Raw genomic sequence first — 19951 nt, forward strand, 5'->3', positions numbered from 1 at the left:
TGCTATCTTGCAAATGCGACGCTTATTAATATACCATCGTTCTTTTTATAATGCAAGTACTTTCGCTATTCTTTTTAAAAAAGAATAGCGAAACCGCACAGTGCCGCGAATCCAGGTACTCCTAATACTGCCAGAATCACACCCGATGCAATATTGACCGGTACATAGATGCCAATAAAACCACCAGCTATATTCATTAAGAAGAGAACAAAGAATGCAAAAGCCAGCCGGAACCAAAAAACCGACAGACGTTCCATACCTTTTTCCAATGCACCTTTATTCATCCGCAATAGAATTAATAACACAGCACCAATCATTGCAATGACTAAAAACTTCACAGAAAACGCCCTTTCTATCATAGATAGTTAACTATATGCGTTTCTGCTGTCTTTTAGTTCACTTGTTCCCTAAATTGCGAATCTTGGCTTCCCTGAATAGATAAAAGTATTTGCATTCCGCTATTTTGCGCTGTGCCAGAACGCTTTCATCATAATCACTCACATAGCTTTCAACTTCTCTTGCACGTTCCCAATCTTCTTTTGCTTCTATCATAAGTGCATGAAGACTCTCATCATACTCTTTTTTCAGTTTGTTCTTTTTACTGAACATTTTCCCCACACTCCTTACAGTTCGCGACGGCCTTCCAATGCTCTTGAAAGCGTGACCTCGTCTGCATACTCTAAATCACCGCCGACCGGCAGACCATGCGCGATGCGTGTAGTCGTGATCCCGGATGGTTTAACAAGGCGTGAGATATACATCGCGGTAGCTTCCCCTTCTATAGTAGGGTTTGTTGCAAGGATCAGTTCCTGTACTTCTTCATCCTGGAGTCTGGTCAATAAACTTGGTACGTTAATATCTTCAGGCCCAATGCCGTCCATCGGAGAGATTGCCCCCTGCAGCACGTGATATAAACCGCGGTAATCACGCATCTTTTCCATGGCGATCACATCTTTCGGATCCTGCACTACGCAGATTGTTGTACGGTCACGCGATTGATCTTGACAGATATAGCAGGGATCGATGTCTGTAATGTGTCCGCACACTGAACAGAATTGGAGATTCCGCTTCGCATCGACCAATGCCTTTGCAAAATCGAGTACAGTATCTTCCTTCATACTTAATACAAAAAACGCCAGCCGGCCCGCGGTTTTCGGGCCGATACCTGGCAGTTTCATAAAGCTATCCATTAATTTAGATATAGGTTCAGGATAATGCATTGCTATACCGCCTCCTAGAACATCCCGGGCAAGTTCATTCCTTTAGTAAATTGGCCCATTGTAGAGTTCGTTATTTCTTCCGCTTTCGCAATCGCTTCATTTGTTGCGATAACAATCAGGTCTTGCAGGATTTCTACGTCTTCCGGATCAACTGCTTCCGGATCGATGATGACTTCAAGAACTTCTTTATGACCCGAAACGATAACTTTCACCATTCCGCCGCCAGCTGTTCCTTCCATCCGTTCTTCACCTAAGTTTTCCTGTGCTTCTGCCATCTTCTTTTGCATCTTCTGCATTTGCTTCATCATACCTTGCATATTTCCCATTCCGCGCATCCTAATTCCTCCTTAGTAGTTCAATCATCTTCTATTGTAATAAAATCTTTGCCAAACAGTCTTTCCGCTTCCGCTACGAACGGATCGGCTTCTTCCAGCGTCACTTCTTCCATAAAGGCTGAAGCCGACTGCTGCTCTTCATCACTTGAAGCGGACGAGTCTTGATTTTGCTGACTGGCCAGACCGTTTTTCTGAATGAAATCCTGACGCACCTTCAGCCAGCTTTCCTCCGCAACATAAATCACTTCGTAGCCTTTCCCTGTCATCTGCAGCAAGGCTGTAGACAAGTCGGCCTGAAGAGTTGCGTGTTCAGATGCCATCAAGCAATGAATTTCGTATTTGAATTTTAACACAAACGCCGTCTCAGATGCCGCTACCGGTTCAGCATCATCTAAGAGCGCAGCATGCGATCTTTGCAGATTCTGCATCATGCCTGCCCATTGTTCCCGGATCATCTGGATATCAGGTTTGGTTGCTGCCTTCAAGACCTCGACAATTTTCCCTGTCGGTACTTTGGCCGATCTGGAAGCACTTGAAGCCGCCCTTCTTGCCGGTGCCTGCGGCTCTGCACTTGCCTGTTGGACAGGTCCTGCCGCCAGTTGCTGCTGCAGCTGCCGTACGGTCTGTTCCAAAACGGCAAGCTTTTGAGACATTTCCGGATCTGCCGGCTGGCTTGACACTGCCTGTTGCTGTCCTCCTGAATGAATCATCTTCAGTAAGGCGGACTCGACATACACTTTGCCGTGATTCGAGAATCGCATTTCCTGCTGAGTTTTCGACAGAATATCAATATATCGGTACAGTTCTTCCGAATGAAACGCCTGCGCAAGCTCTTTGAACTTCCCGCCGTCTGAAATTAATTCGAGCAGGTCTGTCAGCTCCGGTGCTGTGCCGAGCAGCAGTATGTCACGGAAAAATGTGATCATGTCTTCTGCCAGTCTGCCGACATCTTTTCCTTCCGCAATCAATTGATGCAGCAAGGAAAGCGCAGTTCCCGCATCTTTCGCCTGAATCGCCTGTGCAAGCTGATAAAAAATTTCTTCACTGATCGCTCCGGTTACAAGCAAAGCATCATCAGTCGTCAATTCTTCTCCGCTGAATGAAATTGCCTGATCGAGCATACTCAATGCGTCCCGCATACCGCCGGTCGCCGCCTGGGCAATCGCGCGCAGCGCACCGTCTTCCGCCTTCACGTCAATATCACTCAGTACTTGCTTCATCCGGTCCGTTATCTCTGCTGCGGTGATCGGCTTGAAGTCAAAACGCTGACACCTCGATATAATAGTCAGAGGCAGTTTATGGGGCTCGGTCGTCGCCAGTATGAATACGACGTGAGCAGGCGGTTCTTCCAGAGTTTTCAGCAGCGCGTTAAACGCTGAGTTCGAAAGCATATGCACTTCATCAATTATATACACTTTGAAACGCGCATTGGAAGGTGCGACATGCACACGTTCAATAATGTCGCGGATTTCTTCCACTCGTGAATTAGAAGCTGCGTCAAACTCGGTTACATCAGTATTCGAACCTTCCGTAATGCTTCTGCACGTCTCACATTCATTGCAAGGCTCCGCCGCCGGTCCATTTTCACAGTTCAGTGCTTTTGCAAAAATCTTCGCCGCACTGGTCTTCCCTGTTCCGCGCGGGCCTGAAAACAAATAGGCGTGAGTTGTCTTCTGATGGAGAAGGGTATTCTGCAGTGTTTGCTTGATTGCCTGCTGACCGGACATTTCACTAAAAGCCTGCGGTCGGTAAGCACGATATAATGCTTGATAAATCAACTGCGTTTCCCCCTTTTCTCCAATTGCATAATACTTCTATTATAGCATATAAATCATTTGTTCAACTTGATAAACTCTTGTTGTTTTTACGCAAAAACTTCTGTCCACTCATCTTTTTTAGCCAGCATATTGCGTGCCAATTCCTTTGCACCTTCTAGACTGTGGCTAGCTGCCCATCCGCACTGCACTTCATTGCAGGCAGGCACTTCTGTCGCTGTTAACACGTCATTCAGCGTCTTCTCTACTATAGAAAGGACATCCTCGTAATCTTCGTGATTGATAACTGCCAGATAATAGCCCGTCTGGCACCCCATCGGACTGATATCAACAATCTTATCCGAATGGTCACGGCTGAATTCCGCCATCATATGCTCAAGCGAATGAATAGAAGGCATATCCATATGCTCTTTATTCGGCTGGCAAAAACGCATATCGTATTTATAAATTTTATCTCCGTTTATACCTTCTGAAGTTCCCGCTAATCGAATGTAAGGTGCTTTCACTTTCGTATGATCCAAATTAAAACTTTCTACGTTCATTTGTTTCTCCGCCATTGTAAATCGCTCCCTTTTATCATTGAATACGTTCTCATTCGAAGTATACACCATTTCGAAGACATAAAAAACTCGTCCATTCTGAAAACGGACGAGTGAATTGTTTAATTAAAGCCGTGCACCTTTCTTCGACTGCCGCACATAAGCGTTACTCTTGTCGTTGGCTCGGACTAGGCTGCCCCGCGGCACATGAGAGAGTCCACTTAATGCTGCTTCCTTCCGGACCTGACATGATTCATGGGTTCCCATTGCGCAGGACCCAGACGTCAACACTACGTGCAAGAGGCAGACCCTACATGCGGACAGCCTCAGAAAAGGAATTCAGTCTTGCTAGAGCGGATTGCAAGTTACAGGGCACCGCTAATTCCCCACCTAGCACGGCATTTCTTATTATACGGTTTCAGCGAATGAAAATCAAATTTTTCTTTGCGATTTATGGCAGTCGGCTTTTCATTTATGAAATAAAAAAACTTAATAGTTAACGGTTGACACGTTTTTCATAACGTGATATAGTATTACTTGTCCAATACGGAGGAATACCCAAGCCCGGCTGAAGGGATCGGTCTTGAAAACCGACAGGGGTGTTAAAGCCCGCGGGGGTTCGAATCCCTCTTCCTCCGCCATATTTTTAGACACTGCACGTTACTTGATGTAACGTTTTTTTATTGCTTATAAACAGAAACAGCATCCGGGAAAGTGTCCGGATGCTGTTTTTATTTTGTAATGCATGCGCCATCTTCTGCCGGCTGCATGGCAATTGCCTGATAGTGCGGAAAGCGCTGATCCAGTAAAGCTGCCACTTGCTGCTCCGTTTCAGGCGGAACCGCAATGAACAGAGATGGCCCCGCTCCACTGATCGTCATGCCGTATGCACCGATTTCATGACATGCTGAACGTATTTCATCGAAGTCAGGAAAACCGATCTTACGGTACGGTTCATGATAAATATCGCGTTCCATCATTCTTCCTGCTGTAACCCAGTCCGAATTTGCAATCGCAGCTGTCATTAAACTGCCCGCCGCACTCCCCCGAATCGCCTCTTTATGGGTCAGATACTCTGGAAGCAGCCCGCGGGAAGCTTCCGTTTTCAGAGCAACTGGCGGAACCATGATCACTACACCAATCGGCGGTGCCGGAAAAGTCAGGACTTCCATTTCTTCTTCAGTGAAGTAAGAAACCGTCATTCCCCCGAGCAATGCAGCTGTGACGTTGTCTGCATGTCCCTCCATCTCACTGCCAATGCGGAGTTTATCGAGCTTCGACAGCTGCAGATCAGAAAGTTCATTCGCAATCTCAATCCCGGCGGCAATCGCCGTTGCACTGCTTCCGAGACCTTTTCCCAACGGGATATCCGAGTAGATAACAAGTTTTTGCGGCGCGGCTGTCTGATCATAACGCGCAGCAGTCTGCTGGATGGTCTGCACGATCAGATTCGTTTCATCTGTCGGCAGGGAGGCATATTCTTTATCTTGATATTGAAGATGCCAGGCTGGAGCCGGTGTTGCTTCTATAGTCATTTTAAGTGAAAGGGCAAGACCTAAATGATCGAAGCCGGGTCCGAGATTCGCCGTAGTGGCTGGCACGGTCACTGAAAAACCGGCTTCTGTCATTAGTCGTTCCCCTCTTTCAATTCTTTCAAGAAGTTATCGAACTGTTCATTCGTCATTAATGGCTTGTCTGAGTTTACGTTGATCGCCGTCTCAGGATCTTTCAGACCGTTACCTGTCAGGATCCCGACAATCGTTGTGCCTTTTTCAATCAGTCCGGCATCTAGACGCTTTTTAATCCCTGCGATCGTTGCGCAAGAAGCAGGTTCTGCGAAGATTCCGTCTGTTGCAGCAAGCAATTGGTATGCTTCCAGGATCTCTTCATCTGTAGCAGACAGGATATCGCCGCCGGATTCTTCTAATGCCTGAGTTGCCAAGTGCCAGCTTGCCGGATTACCGATACGGATTGCCGTCGCCACTGTTTCAGGCTCTTCAAATACACGATCATAAACGATCGGCGCTGCACCGTCTGCCTGTACACCCAATAGCTTTGGCGTGCCTGTGCCTTTTTTCTCGGCATACTCTTTGAAGCCTTTCCATGCAGCCGAGATATTTCCTGCATTCCCGACAGGCAATGCGAAGATATCCGGAACTTTTCCAAGCTGCTCGATTGCTTCGAAAGCTACCGTCTTCTGTCCTTCTAAACGGTAAGGATTCACAGAGTTTACCAATGCGATTTTTCCTTCGCCAAGTTCACGGACCATGCGCAGCGCTTCGTCAAAGTTTCCTTCGATCGCCACGATTTCTGCTCCATACATTTTTGCCTGCGCTAATTTACCGAGCGCGATGCGTCCTTCCGGAATTACAACAATCGTACGCATCCCCGCACGCGCACCGTAGGCCGCCGCTGCAGCAGATGTATTGCCAGTTGAGGCACAGATCAATGCTGTTTTTCCTTCTTCTTTTGCTTTCGCAACCGCCATCACCATTCCGCGGTCTTTGAATGAACCTGTTGGATTTGTACCTTCTGTTTTTACATAGATATTAATTCCCCATTGCTTTGAAAGGTTTTCCAGGTAAATCAAAGGTGTGTTCCCTTCCTGCAATGTCAGTGCAGGTGTATTCTCTGTGACCGGCAGCCACTCTTTATATTCTTCGATCAATCCGTTCCATCTTCTCATAATCAATTATTCTCCTTCCACCCGGTAATGACTGGAAATGTCAATGACCGCTGGTGTCTCTTTTAAGTCTTGTAAAATATCTAGATGCTGCTGACGTGAAATCTTATGTGTAATGAAAACCAAGTCTGCACCTTCTTCATGGATTTCAGAATCCTGAACGACTGTAGCCAGGCTTGCTTTATGGTGACTGTAAATCGATGTCAGCTCTGTTAATACTCCTACTTCATCACGAACTGTGATGCGGTGGAAATAGCGTGCAAACTTCTGATCATCTGTTTTTACCTGGCGCTCATACTGCGGTGCATGCTCTCTCTTGCCGTTGACGCCAAGCAATATATTGCGGCATGCCGCCACTACATCACCCGTTATAGAGGTAGCTGTCGGCAACGAGCCTGCGCCAGGTCCGTAGAACATTGTCTCGCCTACTGCATCACTATATACGTATACTGCGTTAAATTCATTATTGACGGTTGCAAGCGGGTGAGTATTTGGTACGAACACAGGCTCTACAGCCACTTCAATTCCGTCTTCATCCTTCTTTGCAGATCCGGTCATTTTAATTGTATAGCCAAACTGCTCGGCAAGCTGCAGATCGCCATCTTTAATTTCTTTCAAACCGCGAATAAATACGTCATCAATATGCACTTCTGTAGAGAATGACAAAGATGCCAGAATGACCATTTTACGCGCTGCGTCCAGCCCATCCACATCTGCAGAAGGATCTGCTTCCGCAAAGCCTAATTCTGTTGCTTCTGCCAATGCGTCTTCATATGTCTTATTTTCATCCTTCATCTTTGTTAGAATGAAGTTAGTCGTTCCGTTGACAATCCCTGTCAGTGCAGTGATCCGGTCGGATGCCAATCCGTCTTCTAATGTACGGATCAACGGGATACCGCCGCCGACACTCGCTTCATATAATAAGTCGCATTTTTTTTCATCCGCCAGCTTCAGCAGTTCAGGTCCTGATTCAGCCATCACGTCCTTGTTTGCTGTCACGACACCTTTGCCCGCTTCCAATGAACGGCGGATCGCTTCAGATGAACCGCCCGTTACTTCAATGACCAAATCGATTTCAGGATCATCAAGCACCTCATCCAGCGAGGTGGTGAACATTTCTTTCGGTATGACGCCATTGCGTTTTTTGTCTAAGTTTTTCACTACTACCTTTTTAATTGATACGGGAACTCCAAGCTTATGCCGCAAGTCTTCCTGATGGTTATGCAAAATGGTTGCCACGCCGCTTCCTACGACTCCGTAACCTAGCAGACCAATATTAATTTCATTTTTCATTTGACGATTCTCCTAACTATATGTACACTATGAAAAAACAATCGTTCTTCGTATAAGGACAATTATAGAGAATTCTGCCTTTAATAACAACCCGTTTTCATGAATCTTCTAAAAATAATAGAAAGATAATCTTAAATTAGAATAGGATCTGGTAATTAATGAAAGTTTGTAAATTTGGCGGGACGTCCGTCGCATCCGCAGAACAAATCCGTAAAGTAGTTGATATTGTCGCCTCAGACCCGGCAAGAAAAATTGTTGTCGTCTCAGCACCGGGAAAACGGTCTTCAGACGATATTAAAGTAACTGACCTTCTTATTGAACTTGCCGACACATCGCTGGCTGGTGAAGATACAGACGAGGCATTGCAGAAAGTGGTCTGCCGTTATCACGAGATTGCAAGGGGCCTTGGTATGGGTGAAGAAATTTCCCAAGTAATCGAGCAGGATATAATTAGACGTCTGAAGAAAGATCAATCTGACGAGGCTCTCTACATTGACAGTCTGAAGGCTGCGGGTGAAGACAATAATGCCAAATTAATTGCTGCCTATTTTCGTCATATCGGAATGCAGGCAGAGTATGTTAATCCCCGCGAAGGCGGATTGCTGGTCAATCACCGTCCCGAACGAGTTCGCGCACTGCCTGAAGGAAACGCAAAACTTTCTAAGCTTCGCGACCGTAATGAAATTATCGTATTTCCAGGCTTTTTTGGCTATACAGAAGACGGAACATTACGTACATTCAACCGCGGCGGATCCGACATTACAGGTGCACTGTTAGCTGCAGCAACGAACGCAGAACTTTATGAAAATTTCACTGACGTGGATTCCGTTTTCGCGGCAAATCCAACGATTATCGAAAACCCCCGTGCAATCGAGACCGTAACGTACCGTGAAATGCGTGAACTGGCATACGCCGGCTTCTCTGTCTTTCATGAAGAAGCATTGGTTCCTGCATTCCGTCACTCGATTCCTGTCTGCATCAAGAATACAAATAACCCAAGTGCTCCAGGTACAATGATTTTGCGAAACCGTGATAACACGATTCAGCCGGTTGTCGGTATCGCGGCAGATAAAGGATTTTCCACTTTATTCGTCGATAAATATTTGATGAACCTCGAAATCGGTTTCGGGCGTCACTTGCTGCAGATCTTGGAAGAAGAAGAGATTCCGTACGAGCATACGCCTTCCGGAATCGACAACTTGTCCGTCATTATCAAGAGTGAGCATTTGTGTGAAGAAAAGGAAGCTCGTATCATATCACGCATTGAACAGGAATTACATCCCGACGATGTACACTTCCAAAAAGACTATTCCATGGTCGTACTCGTTGGAGAAGGCATGCGCCATACAAGAGGCTTAGCCGCACGCGCAGCATCTGCTATTGCAAGAACAGGCGCCAATATCGAAATGATCAATCAAGGCTCATCAGAAGTCAGTTTGGTGTTCGGTATTCAGGAACAGGATGAAAACCTTGTGCTTCGCGAACTGTATAAAGAATTTTTCTCAGAAGTTCCTGCTCATTGATAGACAGAAGACGGCATCAGTTACCGGATGCCGTCTCTTTTTTGATGACAGCTGCTATTCTCTCGATGATCAGGTCAATATCCTGCTCATTTTCAAGTAAATCATAGTTCTCAATGTTCAAACGAATAACCGGACAAGCTGTAAATGTAGAAATCCAACTCTCGTAGCGATGATACATCTCTTCCCAATAGCTGCGGGAGGTCTGCAGTTCCATATCCCTGCCCCGTTTTTCAATACGTTCCAAAATTGATTCCAATGAACCTTCTAAATAGATTAATGCGTCAGGATGAGGGAAATAAGGAGTCATCACCATTGCGTCATACAATTCGAGATAGGTCGCGTAATCGACAGGATCCATCGTTCCTTCATCAGCGTGCATCTTCGCAAAAATTCCTACATCTTCATAAATTGAACGATCCTGAACGAAGCCGCCGCCATCTTCAAAAATCCGTTTTTGCTCCTTAAAGCGTTCCGCTAAGAAGAAAATTTGCAAATGAAAACTCCAGCGTTCAAAGTCACTGTAAAAACGCTCCAAATACGGATTCTCCGCCACATTTTCAAAAGATGCCTGAAAACCTAGACGTGAGGCCAGGGCTTGAGTCATCGTGGACTTCCCTGCCCCTACCATGCCCGCCACTGCAAAAACACTGTTCATTGGGATTTCATGTGATTTCATTCAGTTTCATACCTTCCTGTACCGCCGCTTCAATCCGGGCGAGTATCGTCTTCATATCTTCTTTATTTCGGACAAAGTCCATTTGATTTCCATCTATATGAAGCACAGAGATGTCAGGATGTGTCTGCTCAAATTCCGGTATGTACGAACGGTAGTCATCGGAGAGCTGCTGCAAATAATCCAAATCCATATCTGCCTCATACGAACGGCCGCGCTGATCAATACGTTCCTGCAGGGCGGACAGCGATGCAGACAATGAAATGACGATATTCGGCATCGGTAAATCCTTCGTCAAAATACGGTATATTTCTTTATACTTGGCAAAGTCCTGTGTTTCTAACGTGCGTTGGGCAAATAGCATATTTTTGAAAACATGATAATCCGCCACGACTGGGATACCAGCTGATATATAGTCTTTATTGATTTGTTTTAATTGTTCATATCGATTGCAGAGAAAAAACATTTCTGTTTGGAAGCTCCACTTCTCTCTGTCCTGATAAAATTGATCCAAAAAAGGATTTTCACTGCTGATTTCCTGCAGCTTTTGATAGCTGAATGTCTCGGCAATCGCTGCAGTCAGTGTCGTCTTTCCTGCACCGATGGGCCCTTCTACAGCAATGAATGGTACAAACACGTAGTAATCACCCTTCCGATATAGTTGCATGTTCTATTTTAGCATATTCAGCAGTATGCCAGGATAAATAATTGAGACAGATTTGTATTCATTGGATGCTGGATATTCTAATGTTTCACGTGGAACAATGGCAATTTCTATTTTGTTTTCTACATGCTAAACTGTTCATAAGGAGTGAACAAACAGATGAAAGATGATCAATACTATATGCGTTTGGCATTGGAAGAAGCGCAGATGGCAGCAGAACTGCATGAGGTACCTATCGGCGCAGTTATCGTACATGACGGACAAGTGATCGCGCGGGCACATAACCTCCGTGAAACATCGCAAAATGCTGTAACGCATGCAGAGCTAACTGCCATTCAGCAGGCGTGTGAAACGATTGGCAGCTGGCGATTGGAAGATACTGTTTTATACGTCACACTGGAACCCTGCCCTATGTGTGCAGGCGCCATTTTACAATCCCGGATTCCACGTGTTGTATACGGTGCACGGGATCCAAAAGGCGGCTGTGTCCATACTTTTTATCACTTGCTGAACGATGAACGGTTCAATCATCAGTGTGAAGTAACAGAAGGCATACTGGCAGAGGATTGCGGTCGGATACTGACGGATTTCTTCCGTGCACTTCGCCAAAAACGAAAAGAAGCAAAGAAGGAAGCTGGCCGGCAAGAGTGAGTTCATTCACTTTGCGGCAGGCTTCCTTCTTGTTATTTTGGTGCTTCGATTTTTTCTTTTCCGCCCATATATGGACGCAATACTTCTGGAATCACGACTGAACCGTCTTCCTGCTGGTAGTTTTCCAAGATAGCAGCTACTGTACGGCCTACAGCCAAACCGCTGCCGTTCAGTGTATGAACATATTCAGGCTTTGCTCCTGCTTCACGGCGGAAACGGATAGAAGCGCGCCGTGCCTGGAAATCTTCAAAGTTTGAACAAGAAGAAATTTCACGGTAGACATTCTGCGTTGGAATCCATACTTCCAAGTCGTACTTCTTGGCAGCTGTGAATCCTAAATCCGCTGTACACATTTTCAGAACACGGTACGGCAATTCAAGAAGCTGCAGAACACGTTCAGCATGTCCTGTTAATTTTTCCAGCTCATCATAAGAATCTTCCGGCTTGACGAAACGTACCAGCTCCACTTTATTGAACTGATGCTGACGAATCAACCCGCGTGTATCACGGCCCGCAGAACCTGCTTCAGAACGGAAATTTGTGCTGTATGCTGCGAAAGCCTGCGGCAGTTTTGCTCCGTCTAAAATTTCATCGCGGTAAAAATTCGTTACCGGCACTTCTGACGTCGGGATCAGGAAGTAGTCTTCTTCTTCAATTAAGAATGCATCTTCCTCAAACTTCGGAAGCTGCCCTGTACCCGTCAGGCTCGCACGGTTCACCAAATAAGGCGGAAGCATTTCTTCATAGCCGTGCTGATCTTGATGAAGGTCCATCATGAAGTTGATCAATGCCCGCTCAAGCCGGGCACCCAGACCGCGATAAAATACAAAACGGCTGCCTGTTACTTTTGCGGCACGTTCAAAATCAAGCAGCTGCAAGTCTGTGCCGATTTCCCAATGCGGCTTCGGTTCAAAATCGAACGCCGGCTTCTCGCCCCATGTGCGTACTTCTACATTATCGTCTTCACTGTCACCGACCGGCACACTGTCATGTGGGATATTTGGAATACTCATGACGACATGATTCAGTTCTTCTTCGACTTTCGCAAGCTCTGTATCGTATTCTTTGATTTCTTCTCCGACTTCGCGCATTTTCGCGATGACTTCATCTGCATTCTCTTTGTTGCGCTTCATTTGTGCAACTTGCTGAGAAACTTCGTTGCGCTCCGCTTTCAGAACTTCCACTTTAGATAGAATCTGACGGCGCCTTTCATCCAGCCCGCCGAACTTTTCGAAGTCCGTTAAGTCTTCGCCCCGTTTACTGAGTTTTTCCTTTACTTCTTCATAATTTGAACGCAATACTTTACTGTCCAACATGCAAATCGCCTCCTAATAATTGTTTCACATCACCAGTTTGGTCCTGTCATGAATGCGGTTCTTAGCCGAATACAAATAAAAAAAGCCCTCCATCCCCTATAAAAGAAGGGACGAGAACTACCCGCGTTGCCACCCAAATTGACTTGAAAAAGCCCACTTGTTTGAGATATCGGCTCAACTGACCGGCAAGAACCTACTGCTTTCAGTTCTGCTGCTCCAGGACGGATTCACAACGGTCTTTTACCGGTTCTCACCATTTGCCGGCTCTCTTAGAAAAAACACATTTGCTACTGCTTCCTATCATCGTGATGTGTATGAAATTATTCTCATTATACTATACGTCTGCGATTAATCAAGTAAAGAACGAAGGCTCCCTGCATACCCACAGGGAGCTTCCTCTATTCAGGAACTGCGGATGGCCATTAATTCACTTTCCGCAAGCTTGGAAATATCCAAGCCTTTCATTGGCGTGCCGATTCCTTTAGACAGCTCCGCCACCAAACTGTAGTCCTTGAAGTTTTCTGTCGCCTGTACAATCGCACGGGCGAAAGCTTCCGGATTTTCAGATTTAAAAATTCCCGAACCAACAAATACACCGTCTGCTCCCAGTTCCATCATCAAGGCAGCGTCAGCCGGAGTCGCCACACCGCCGGCTGAGTAATTAACAACCGGCAGACGTCCGGTTTCTCTTATCGCCAGCAGAACTTCATACGATGCACCAAGATTGCGGGCTTCTGTCATCAGCTCATCTTTGCTCATATGCACCACTTTATTGACCTGTGCATTAATCATACGCAAATGACGTACAGCTTCGACAATATTACCCGTTCCCGGCTCCCCTTTTGTCCGCAGCATTTTCGCCCCTTCCCCTAAACGGCGGGCCGCTTCTCCTAAATTACGGGCACCACAGACGAATGGTACCTTAAACTCGCTCTTCAACAAATGAAATTCGTCATCAGCCGGTGTCAGCACTTCACTTTCATCTATAAAGTCTACGCCGAGCGACTCCAGTACACGCGCTTCCGAAATATGCCCGATGCGCGCTTTTGCCATGACCGGAATAGATACCGCCTGCTGTACTTCTTCCACAATACGCGGATCTGCCATTCTCGCCACACCGCCGGCAGCCCGGATATCTGAAGGCACCCGCTCCAATGCCATGACGGCTACTGCCCCTGCCGCTTCTGCTACTCTTGCCTGTTCTGCATTAATGACGTCCATAATGACGCCTCCGTATCTAAAATTCATTTCCCTTCCTCCTTTTCTATATTTTCAGTATAATGGAAATTGACCACATGGAAATAGCCAGATCTTTATTAAATGAAGTAGTCAGAAGGAGAATAATATGATGGATATGATCTTTATCGAGCTGCAGAAGAAATCTGTTACGCCGCTTTATCAGCAAATATACAATCAGGTAAAGCAGGACATCATCGGCGGAAAATTCCCGGTCGGTATGAAACTGCCTTCCAAACGGCAGCTTGAAGATTTTTTAAACGTCAGCCAGACTACCATTGAAATGGCCTATGACCAGCTGACTGCAGAAGGTTTCATTGCGGCAGAACCGCGGAAAGGTTATTTTGTACAGGCTATTGAAGAGCTCGCTTACGTCCAGCCAATGAAATCAGAGCCCGTACAAGCTGCAGCTGCAGCAGAACCCATTCATTATGACTTTTCAGCAGGTGCAGTCGATACGGAACATTTCCCTTTCGCAGCCTGGCGGAAATATGCACGCGATATTATGGACTTATCCCACTCCCATTTATTGCTGCTCGGTGATCCGCACGGCGACCTGGAACTGCGGCAGGAAATTGCCCGGTATTTATATCACTCTCGCGGGGTCGACTGTATACCGGAACAGATCATTATCGGTTCCGGCACAGAGCAGCTGCTGCCGCTGATTATCCGAATACTTGGCAGGGATGCGCGCTATGCCATTGAAGACCCTGGCTACTTGATGACACGGCATGTATTTTCTGAAAACTATCGGCAGACAGTTCCCATTGCCGTGGATAATGAAGGAATGGATGTAAAGGCTCTTCAACGCTCTGATGCCTCCATAGCTTATGTTACCCCGTCTCATCAGTTTCCGACCGGTACAGTACTGTCAGCAGCACGCAGGACTGCCCTTCTGAACTGGGCTGCTACTAATTCGGAATTTTTCATTATTGAAGATGATTACGACAGTGAATTTCGTTATCGCGGACGCCCGATTCCTTCCTTGCAGGGAATGGACAAAGGTGAAAATGTCATTTACCTTAGCACTTTTACTAAATCCCTGATGCCATCGATGCGGATTGCCTATATGGTGCTGCCGCCGATGCTGCTCGACAAGTACCGGCAGGCATTCATTCCGTATTCCTCATCGGTGCCGCGGATCGATCAGCATATTCTTGCACGCTTTATGGCAGACGGACAATTCTCCCGACACCTGAACCGCATGCGGAAAATTTACCGGCGAAAAATGCAGACACTAACAGATATGCTCAAAGCGTATGAGCCGTACGTTTCATTCACAGGAGATGAAGCAGGCATGCATATTCTGCTGCATGTACACAGCAAAGAATCAGAAAAAGAATTGCTCGGCCAAGCACTGGCGGCCGGGATAAAAATTCGCAGTCTTGATACCTACCGGGTGTCACCGAATCATACCGACCCATCGTTTCTCATCGGCTTCGGCGGCTTGACAGAAGAAGAGATTCGGTCAGGAGTTCTTGCGCTGTTTGAAACATGGAAAATTAAAAAAGCAGCGGTGCCTACTAAGTAGGTCCGCTGCTTATTATGTGTCAATTAAATAATCCTTTTACAAAACCAGTTGAACTCTTCCATGCGCTTGCGAAGAAATCACCGATTGCTCCCATCGTAAGAGAGAACCAGCCTGCTTTCTTCACTTCTTCTGTCGTGACAACTTCTGTGCCCGCTGTCTGCCCATCGATAAAGCCATAGTCAGAGCCTTCTTTTTTCACTAATTTCACATGGCCGATTACTGTGCCTTTTTTAATTGGCGCTTGAACCTTACCATCCTTCACCAGCTTTTCATCCAATACAAGCTCAGGCTCGTATTCTTTTTTATCACTGTTGCGGATCATCATACTGACAGGTTCTTTTGTAGCGATTGCCACTTTCTTTTCTTTTCCTTTAATGACACCAAGCGATTCTTGTTTCTTAAATTGGTGTCCCGCCGGTAAAAGTTCTGTTTCTGAAAACTGGCTGAAGCCGTAGTCAAACATTGCGCGGGTAGCATTGAAACGGGCCTCGTATGATCCTACACCCTTCGTATCCACCGCATTCATTACCACAGCAATCACCCGCTTATTATCGCGTGTGGCTGTTCCTGTAAAGCAATGACCGGCGAATTCCGTCGTACCCGTTTTCAGTCCGTCCACTCCCGGATATTCATATACCAGTCCAGGCAGCATGAAGTTCCAGTTAGCCATGCTGATGGCATCATCTGTACCTTCACGGAATACCTTCTTGCTGATTTTTGTTGTTTCCAGCACTTCCGGATAGTCCTTCAGCAAGTGATAAGCTAATTTAGCCACAGAACGGGCCGGCATGACATTTTCATCATTCTCTCCCGTACCTGCCGCATGCATGCCCTGCAATTCTTTATTATTTAAACCAGTTGAATTGACAAATTTATAATCTTTTAATCCGAACTCTTCCGCCTTGGCATTCATCAGTTTCACGAATTCGGCTTCCGTACCGGCAATCGTTTCTGCAATTGCGATCGTTGCCGCGTTAGCTGAATAAATAGCCACTGCTTCATAAAGTTCACGGATAGTATACGTACCGTCACGGCGAAGAGGCACATTGCTCAAACGGCGATCCTGCGACACAGCGTATGTATAGCCATTCACGCGATATTCCTGATCCCAGGAAATCGTACCTTCTTCCAGTGCCTCAAACATCAAGTATTCTGTCATCATCTTCGTCATACTTGCGATTCCAAGTGGCTGATCAGCATTCTCTTCATATAAAACTTTTCCACTGTCCGCGTCAATTAAAATTGCTCCGTCCACATGAATCCCCAATGAAGATTCTGCATTTGCCGCCTGCGTATTCACACCGATTGTCATCCATAACATCATCGGCACGATCAACGCTGCCAGCCATCTTCTAGTACCCTTTTTCACTCATTATACCCCCGTATTGACAATATCAAAAATCAGTGTAACATATTCGCATCTTCTCATGTATCTTTATCCTAAAAAAAACACCTTTTCGCCCATGAAAAGTGACGAAGAAAGGTGTAATAACATAAGATTGGCAGAAGGTACGTATACCTAACTACCAATCACTATCAACTTCTTAGCGTACAGAGTAGTTCGGAGCTTCTTTTGTGATCTGCACTTGGTGCGGGTGGCTTTCCTGCAAGCCTGCCCCGGTCATGCGAATGAACTGTGCATTTTCACGGTGTGCTTCCAAGTCTTTTGAACCGCAATACCCCATACCGGAACGAATGCCGCCTACCAGCTGATGAATCGTATCTGCCAAGGGTCCTTTATACGGCATGCGTCCTTCAATGCCTTCAGGTACCAATTTCTTCTGGTCTTCCTGGAAATAACGGTCTTTCGAGCCTTGTTCCATCGCTGCAACAGAACCCATGCCGCGATATACTTTGAAGCGTCGTCCCTGGAATATTTCAGACTCTCCCGGGCTTTCCGTCGTACCTGCCAATAAACTTCCGAGCATTACAGCATGTCCGCCGGCAGCAAGTGCTTTGACGATATCACCTGAATACTTAATACCGCCGTCTGCAATAATTGTTTTGCCCAGTTTTCGTGCCACTGAGGCGCATTCATAAATCGCAGTGATCTGAGGTACTCCGACACCCGCAACTACACGTGTTGTACAGATAGAACCAGGTCCGATGCCGACTTTCACTACGTCAGCGCCAGCTTCATAAAGAGCTTCTGCCGCTTCCGCTGTCGCTACATTTCCCGCAACAATTGCAAGTTTAGGGTATTGTGCACGGATATCCTTCACCGTATTCAAAACACCCTTAGAATGCCCGTGAGCTGTGTCAATTACGATCAGGTCTACTTCTGCCTGCACGAGCTTCTCTACGCGAGTAGCTGTATCAACAGTTACCCCGACAGCTGCTCCGACCAGCAAACGACCAGCCTGATCTTTTGCCGCATTCGGGAACTCAATAACCTTCTCAATATCTTTAATCGTAATCAAACCATTCAGGATTCCTTTATCATCCACAATTGGCAGTTTCTCGATTTTGTACTGCTGCAGCATTTTCTCTGCTTCTTCTAAAGTTGTTCCTACAGGAGCCGTCACTAATTTTTCCTTCGTCATGACTTCATCAATGAGGATCGAATAGTCCTGAATAAATCGAAGATCCCGATTCGTTAAAATACCAACCAGTACCTTCTCCTCCATATTATTCACAATCGGGACACCGGAAATGCGGTATTTTCCCATTAAATGCTCTGCATCAAACACTTGATGTTCCGGGGTCAGGAAAAATGGATTCTTAATAACCCCATTCTCCGAGCGCTTTACCGTAATAACCTGCTCTGCTTGCTCTTCAATGCTCATATTCTTATGAATCACACCCACCCCGCCTTGGCGAGCCATAGAAATTGCCATCTTGGATTCAGTTACGGTATCCATTCCCGCACTGATAATCGGAATGTTCAACTGAATCTGCTCCGTTAAACTGACAGACATTGAAACATCTTTCGGCAGCACATCCGATGCAGCCGGCACCAATAATACATCATCAAACGTCAGACCTTCTCGAGAAAACTTTGATTCCCACATGAACTTTCTGCCTCCTAAAATTACTATTGTCAGTGAATATTATTAAAAGGTTATCAGCGCCAATGAAACGTGTCAAGGCAGTTCGCCGTAAACTATTTATTCTTATTATTTATCAAGCAATTTTTCAACTGACTTCTGCATTTTCAGTGGATTCGTCTGAGGTGCAAAACGATCAACAACCTGCCCGTCCCGGTCAATTAAAAACTTTGTAAAGTTCCATTTAATCCCCTCAGTGAGCACACCTTTCTGCTGATCTGTTAAGTATTCGAATAAAGGCTCCGCTTTATCCCCTTTTACATCAACTTTTGCGAATATCGGAAAAGACACCCCGTAATTTATTTGACAAAACTCCACGGTTTCATCAATATTATCAAACTCTTGATTATTGAAGTTATCAGACGGAAAACCAAGAATCACAAGTCCCTGATCTTTATATTCTTCATACATTTGCTGGAGTTCCTTAAACTGCTTCGTAAAGCCGCACTTGCTTGCTGTATTCACAATAATCATCGGCTTTCCTTCATATTCCCGCAGCAGTTTCTCTTCCCCGCCAGTCGTTTTTACGGTGAAATCATAAACAGTCGTCATAATTGAATCGCCTCGTTTCGTTTTATTCACTGTAACTGAATTTCATGAAGAAACCCAGTATCCTGTCTCAGCGAAATATAGGTGTCTGCCCCTGAAGCAACGCTGGAAGATCTTCCTGAATCCAGAGAGGGCCATATGTTTACCGCTAATTCAAGCATGAATTAGAATGGACTTGAAATCCATTGTGCCTGCAGGCGAGCCAATAATGCCGGTCAGCGAACCAATCTGCGTATCTGCCGCACCAAAGCGAACTTCTTCCGCACCATAGTACCCTGCCGGCGAACCAAACACCTCTGCCACCGAACCAACTCTGCAGCCAGCCGAACCAATGAAAAACTGCTTCAGGTTTCCGGCGCAAGAGAACGGGTGATTTATCTCTCCATGAGCACAGACGTAAGGTGTATGATCAAGTACGGCAGGTCCATGATCACTGGCAGGGAGAGAATGAGCACGAGCGCAGGGTGTATGATCAGCGGTCAGAAGGCTAGGAGCGTTTGAAGGGAATGTATGATCAAACAAGCCTTAGGGTGATTGGTTTCATACTCCTTCACTTCTTGCTGCGCGATGATAACTTTCACTTTGCACATACACATTTCCTCCCCGAATGCACAAAAAAGCCACTCCCCATAAGGAATGGCTTCGTGCCCAGCAACGTCCTACGCACGCAAGGGGGAAACCCCCAACTACCATCGGCGCACGAGCTTACCTTCCGTGTTCGGGGCTGCGAAGAACGGAGAGCGGCGGATTGACTGCGTCAGCTTCCCCGCTTGCGAGTCTCGCGTATATTATACGCTTCGAGTCACAGCGGCTCGCTTCCTTGCACTCCATCACTCCCCGTCCTTCTCGCTGCACAGTGTCGTGTCTTTTCTTTTGTCTATAACTCCAAAAGCCTGCCGGCTTCACCTTTCTATTA

Annotated in this window: 20 protein-coding genes, 1 tRNA gene, 1 other RNA gene and 1 other annotated feature; of the genes, 4 read left to right on the plus strand and 18 right to left on the minus strand. The window is 46.2% G+C overall.

The features are described 5' to 3' along the window. Positions 1-74: 74 nt before the first annotated feature. The 7 genes from NCCP2331_RS16790 to ffs all read right to left on the minus strand — a co-directional run bounded on the left by NCCP2331_RS16790 (position 75) and on the right by ffs (position 4268). A complete protein-coding gene (locus NCCP2331_RS16790) occupies positions 75-338 on the minus strand; it encodes a pro-sigmaK processing inhibitor BofA family protein (RefSeq protein ID WP_228551162.1) in 264 nt (87 codons plus the stop codon). 58 nt (positions 339-396) lie between these two features. After that, positions 397-609 (minus strand): YaaL family protein, encoded by a 213-nt coding sequence (locus NCCP2331_RS16795; protein ID WP_251671912.1) that lies wholly within the window; start codon positions 607-609, stop codon positions 397-399. A 14-nt stretch (positions 610-623) separates the two neighbouring features. Beyond that, positions 624-1220 (minus strand): recombination mediator RecR, encoded by a 597-nt coding sequence (gene recR, locus NCCP2331_RS16800; protein ID WP_153723607.1) that lies wholly within the window; start codon positions 1218-1220, stop codon positions 624-626. Positions 1221-1234: 14 nt separating this feature from the next. Then, positions 1235-1555, minus strand: a complete 321-nt coding sequence (locus NCCP2331_RS16805; protein ID WP_153723608.1) for a YbaB/EbfC family nucleoid-associated protein — start codon at positions 1553-1555, stop codon at positions 1235-1237. Positions 1556-1575: 20 nt separating this feature from the next. Continuing rightward, positions 1576-3333 carry a DNA polymerase III subunit gamma/tau gene (dnaX, locus tag NCCP2331_RS16810; RefSeq protein WP_251671913.1) on the minus strand — a complete coding sequence of 586 codons (1758 nt, stop codon included), beginning with the start codon at positions 3331-3333 and terminating at the stop codon, positions 1576-1578. An 86-nt stretch (positions 3334-3419) separates the two neighbouring features. Next, complete coding sequence (locus tag NCCP2331_RS16815) at positions 3420-3887, minus strand: S-ribosylhomocysteine lyase (RefSeq protein ID WP_153723610.1); 468 nt, start codon at positions 3885-3887, stop codon at positions 3420-3422. 114 nt (positions 3888-4001) lie between these two features. Beyond that, positions 4002-4268: signal recognition particle sRNA large type (gene ffs / locus NCCP2331_RS16820), an RNA gene on the minus strand. A gap of 149 nt (positions 4269-4417) precedes the next feature. Here ffs and NCCP2331_RS16825 point away from each other — a divergent pair. Then, a tRNA-Ser gene (locus NCCP2331_RS16825) sits at positions 4418-4510 on the plus strand. Positions 4511-4600: 90 nt separating this feature from the next. On the opposite strand, the gene thrB is transcribed toward NCCP2331_RS16825, so the two are convergent. The 3 genes from thrB to NCCP2331_RS16840 are packed head-to-tail and all read right to left on the minus strand — an operon-like array spanning position 4601 to position 7845. Beyond that, positions 4601-5497: a homoserine kinase gene (thrB, locus tag NCCP2331_RS16830; protein WP_251671914.1), complete on the minus strand. Its 897-nt coding sequence runs from the start codon at positions 5495-5497 to the stop codon at positions 4601-4603. Continuing rightward, positions 5497-6555: a threonine synthase gene (gene thrC, locus NCCP2331_RS16835; protein ID WP_251671915.1), complete on the minus strand. Its 1059-nt coding sequence runs from the start codon at positions 6553-6555 to the stop codon at positions 5497-5499. Before thrC ends, thrB begins: the two co-directional genes overlap by 1 nt. 6 nt (positions 6556-6561) lie before the next feature. Further along, positions 6562-7845 (minus strand): homoserine dehydrogenase, encoded by a 1284-nt coding sequence (locus NCCP2331_RS16840; protein WP_153723613.1) that lies wholly within the window; start codon positions 7843-7845, stop codon positions 6562-6564. A 158-nt stretch (positions 7846-8003) separates the two neighbouring features. Here NCCP2331_RS16840 and NCCP2331_RS16845 point away from each other — a divergent pair, with 158 nt between their 5' ends. Continuing rightward, a complete protein-coding gene (locus NCCP2331_RS16845; protein WP_251671916.1) occupies positions 8004-9368 on the plus strand; it encodes an aspartate kinase in 1365 nt (454 codons plus the stop codon). A gap of 16 nt (positions 9369-9384) precedes the next feature. Here NCCP2331_RS16845 and NCCP2331_RS16850 read toward each other — a convergent pair whose 3' ends face one another. Continuing rightward, a complete protein-coding gene (locus tag NCCP2331_RS16850) occupies positions 9385-10044 on the minus strand; it encodes a deoxynucleoside kinase (RefSeq protein WP_251671917.1) in 660 nt (219 codons plus the stop codon). Next, positions 10031-10678 carry a deoxynucleoside kinase gene (locus NCCP2331_RS16855; RefSeq protein WP_251671918.1) on the minus strand — a complete coding sequence of 216 codons (648 nt, stop codon included), beginning with the start codon at positions 10676-10678 and terminating at the stop codon, positions 10031-10033. The genes NCCP2331_RS16850 and NCCP2331_RS16855 overlap by 14 nt, the downstream gene beginning before the upstream one ends. A 186-nt stretch (positions 10679-10864) precedes the next feature. Here NCCP2331_RS16855 and tadA point away from each other — a divergent pair, with 186 nt between their 5' ends. Then, positions 10865-11356 (plus strand): tRNA adenosine(34) deaminase TadA, encoded by a 492-nt coding sequence (tadA, locus tag NCCP2331_RS16860; RefSeq protein ID WP_153723617.1) that lies wholly within the window; start codon positions 10865-10867, stop codon positions 11354-11356. Between the two features lie 32 nt (positions 11357-11388). On the opposite strand, the gene serS is transcribed toward tadA, so the two are convergent. Then, positions 11389-12672: a serine--tRNA ligase gene (gene serS, locus NCCP2331_RS16865; protein ID WP_153723618.1), complete on the minus strand. Its 1284-nt coding sequence runs from the start codon at positions 12670-12672 to the stop codon at positions 11389-11391. 103 nt (positions 12673-12775) lie between these two features. Beyond that, positions 12776-12985 (minus strand) — a binding site (T-box leader). Positions 12986-13074: 89 nt separating this feature from the next. Further along, positions 13075-13920 carry a pyridoxal 5'-phosphate synthase lyase subunit PdxS gene (pdxS, locus tag NCCP2331_RS16870; protein WP_251671919.1) on the minus strand — a complete coding sequence of 282 codons (846 nt, stop codon included), beginning with the start codon at positions 13918-13920 and terminating at the stop codon, positions 13075-13077. A gap of 100 nt (positions 13921-14020) precedes the next feature. On the opposite strand from pdxS, the gene pdxR reads away from it, so the two are divergent. Further along, entirely contained in the window at positions 14021-15439 is a 1419-nt protein-coding gene (gene pdxR / locus NCCP2331_RS16875) for a MocR-like pyridoxine biosynthesis transcription factor PdxR (RefSeq protein WP_251671921.1), read from the plus strand. A gap of 19 nt (positions 15440-15458) precedes the next feature. Here the strand turns inward: pdxR and NCCP2331_RS16880 are convergent, their stop codons facing one another. The 4 genes from NCCP2331_RS16880 to NCCP2331_RS16895 all read right to left on the minus strand — a co-directional run bounded on the left by NCCP2331_RS16880 (position 15459) and on the right by NCCP2331_RS16895 (position 19338). Then, complete coding sequence (locus tag NCCP2331_RS16880; RefSeq protein ID WP_376776834.1) at positions 15459-16808, minus strand: serine hydrolase; 1350 nt, start codon at positions 16806-16808, stop codon at positions 15459-15461. Between the two features lie 175 nt (positions 16809-16983). Then, positions 16984-18450 (minus strand): IMP dehydrogenase, encoded by a 1467-nt coding sequence (guaB, locus tag NCCP2331_RS16885; RefSeq protein ID WP_153723620.1) that lies wholly within the window; start codon positions 18448-18450, stop codon positions 16984-16986. Between the two features lie 105 nt (positions 18451-18555). After that, positions 18556-19038 (minus strand): glutathione peroxidase, encoded by a 483-nt coding sequence (locus NCCP2331_RS16890; RefSeq protein WP_153723621.1) that lies wholly within the window; start codon positions 19036-19038, stop codon positions 18556-18558. 150 nt (positions 19039-19188) lie between these two features. Next, the gene (locus tag NCCP2331_RS16895) at positions 19189-19338 is read right to left on the minus strand and encodes a hypothetical protein (protein ID WP_251671920.1); all 150 of its coding nucleotides are present in this window, start codon (positions 19336-19338) and stop codon (positions 19189-19191) included. Between the last annotated feature and the right edge of the window lie 613 nt (positions 19339-19951).

Origin of the sequence: Sporosarcina sp. NCCP-2331, from assembly GCF_023707945.1 — a bacterium.
In the GTDB taxonomy this organism is placed as follows: domain Bacteria; phylum Bacillota; class Bacilli; order Bacillales_A; family Planococcaceae; genus Sporosarcina; species Sporosarcina cascadiensis.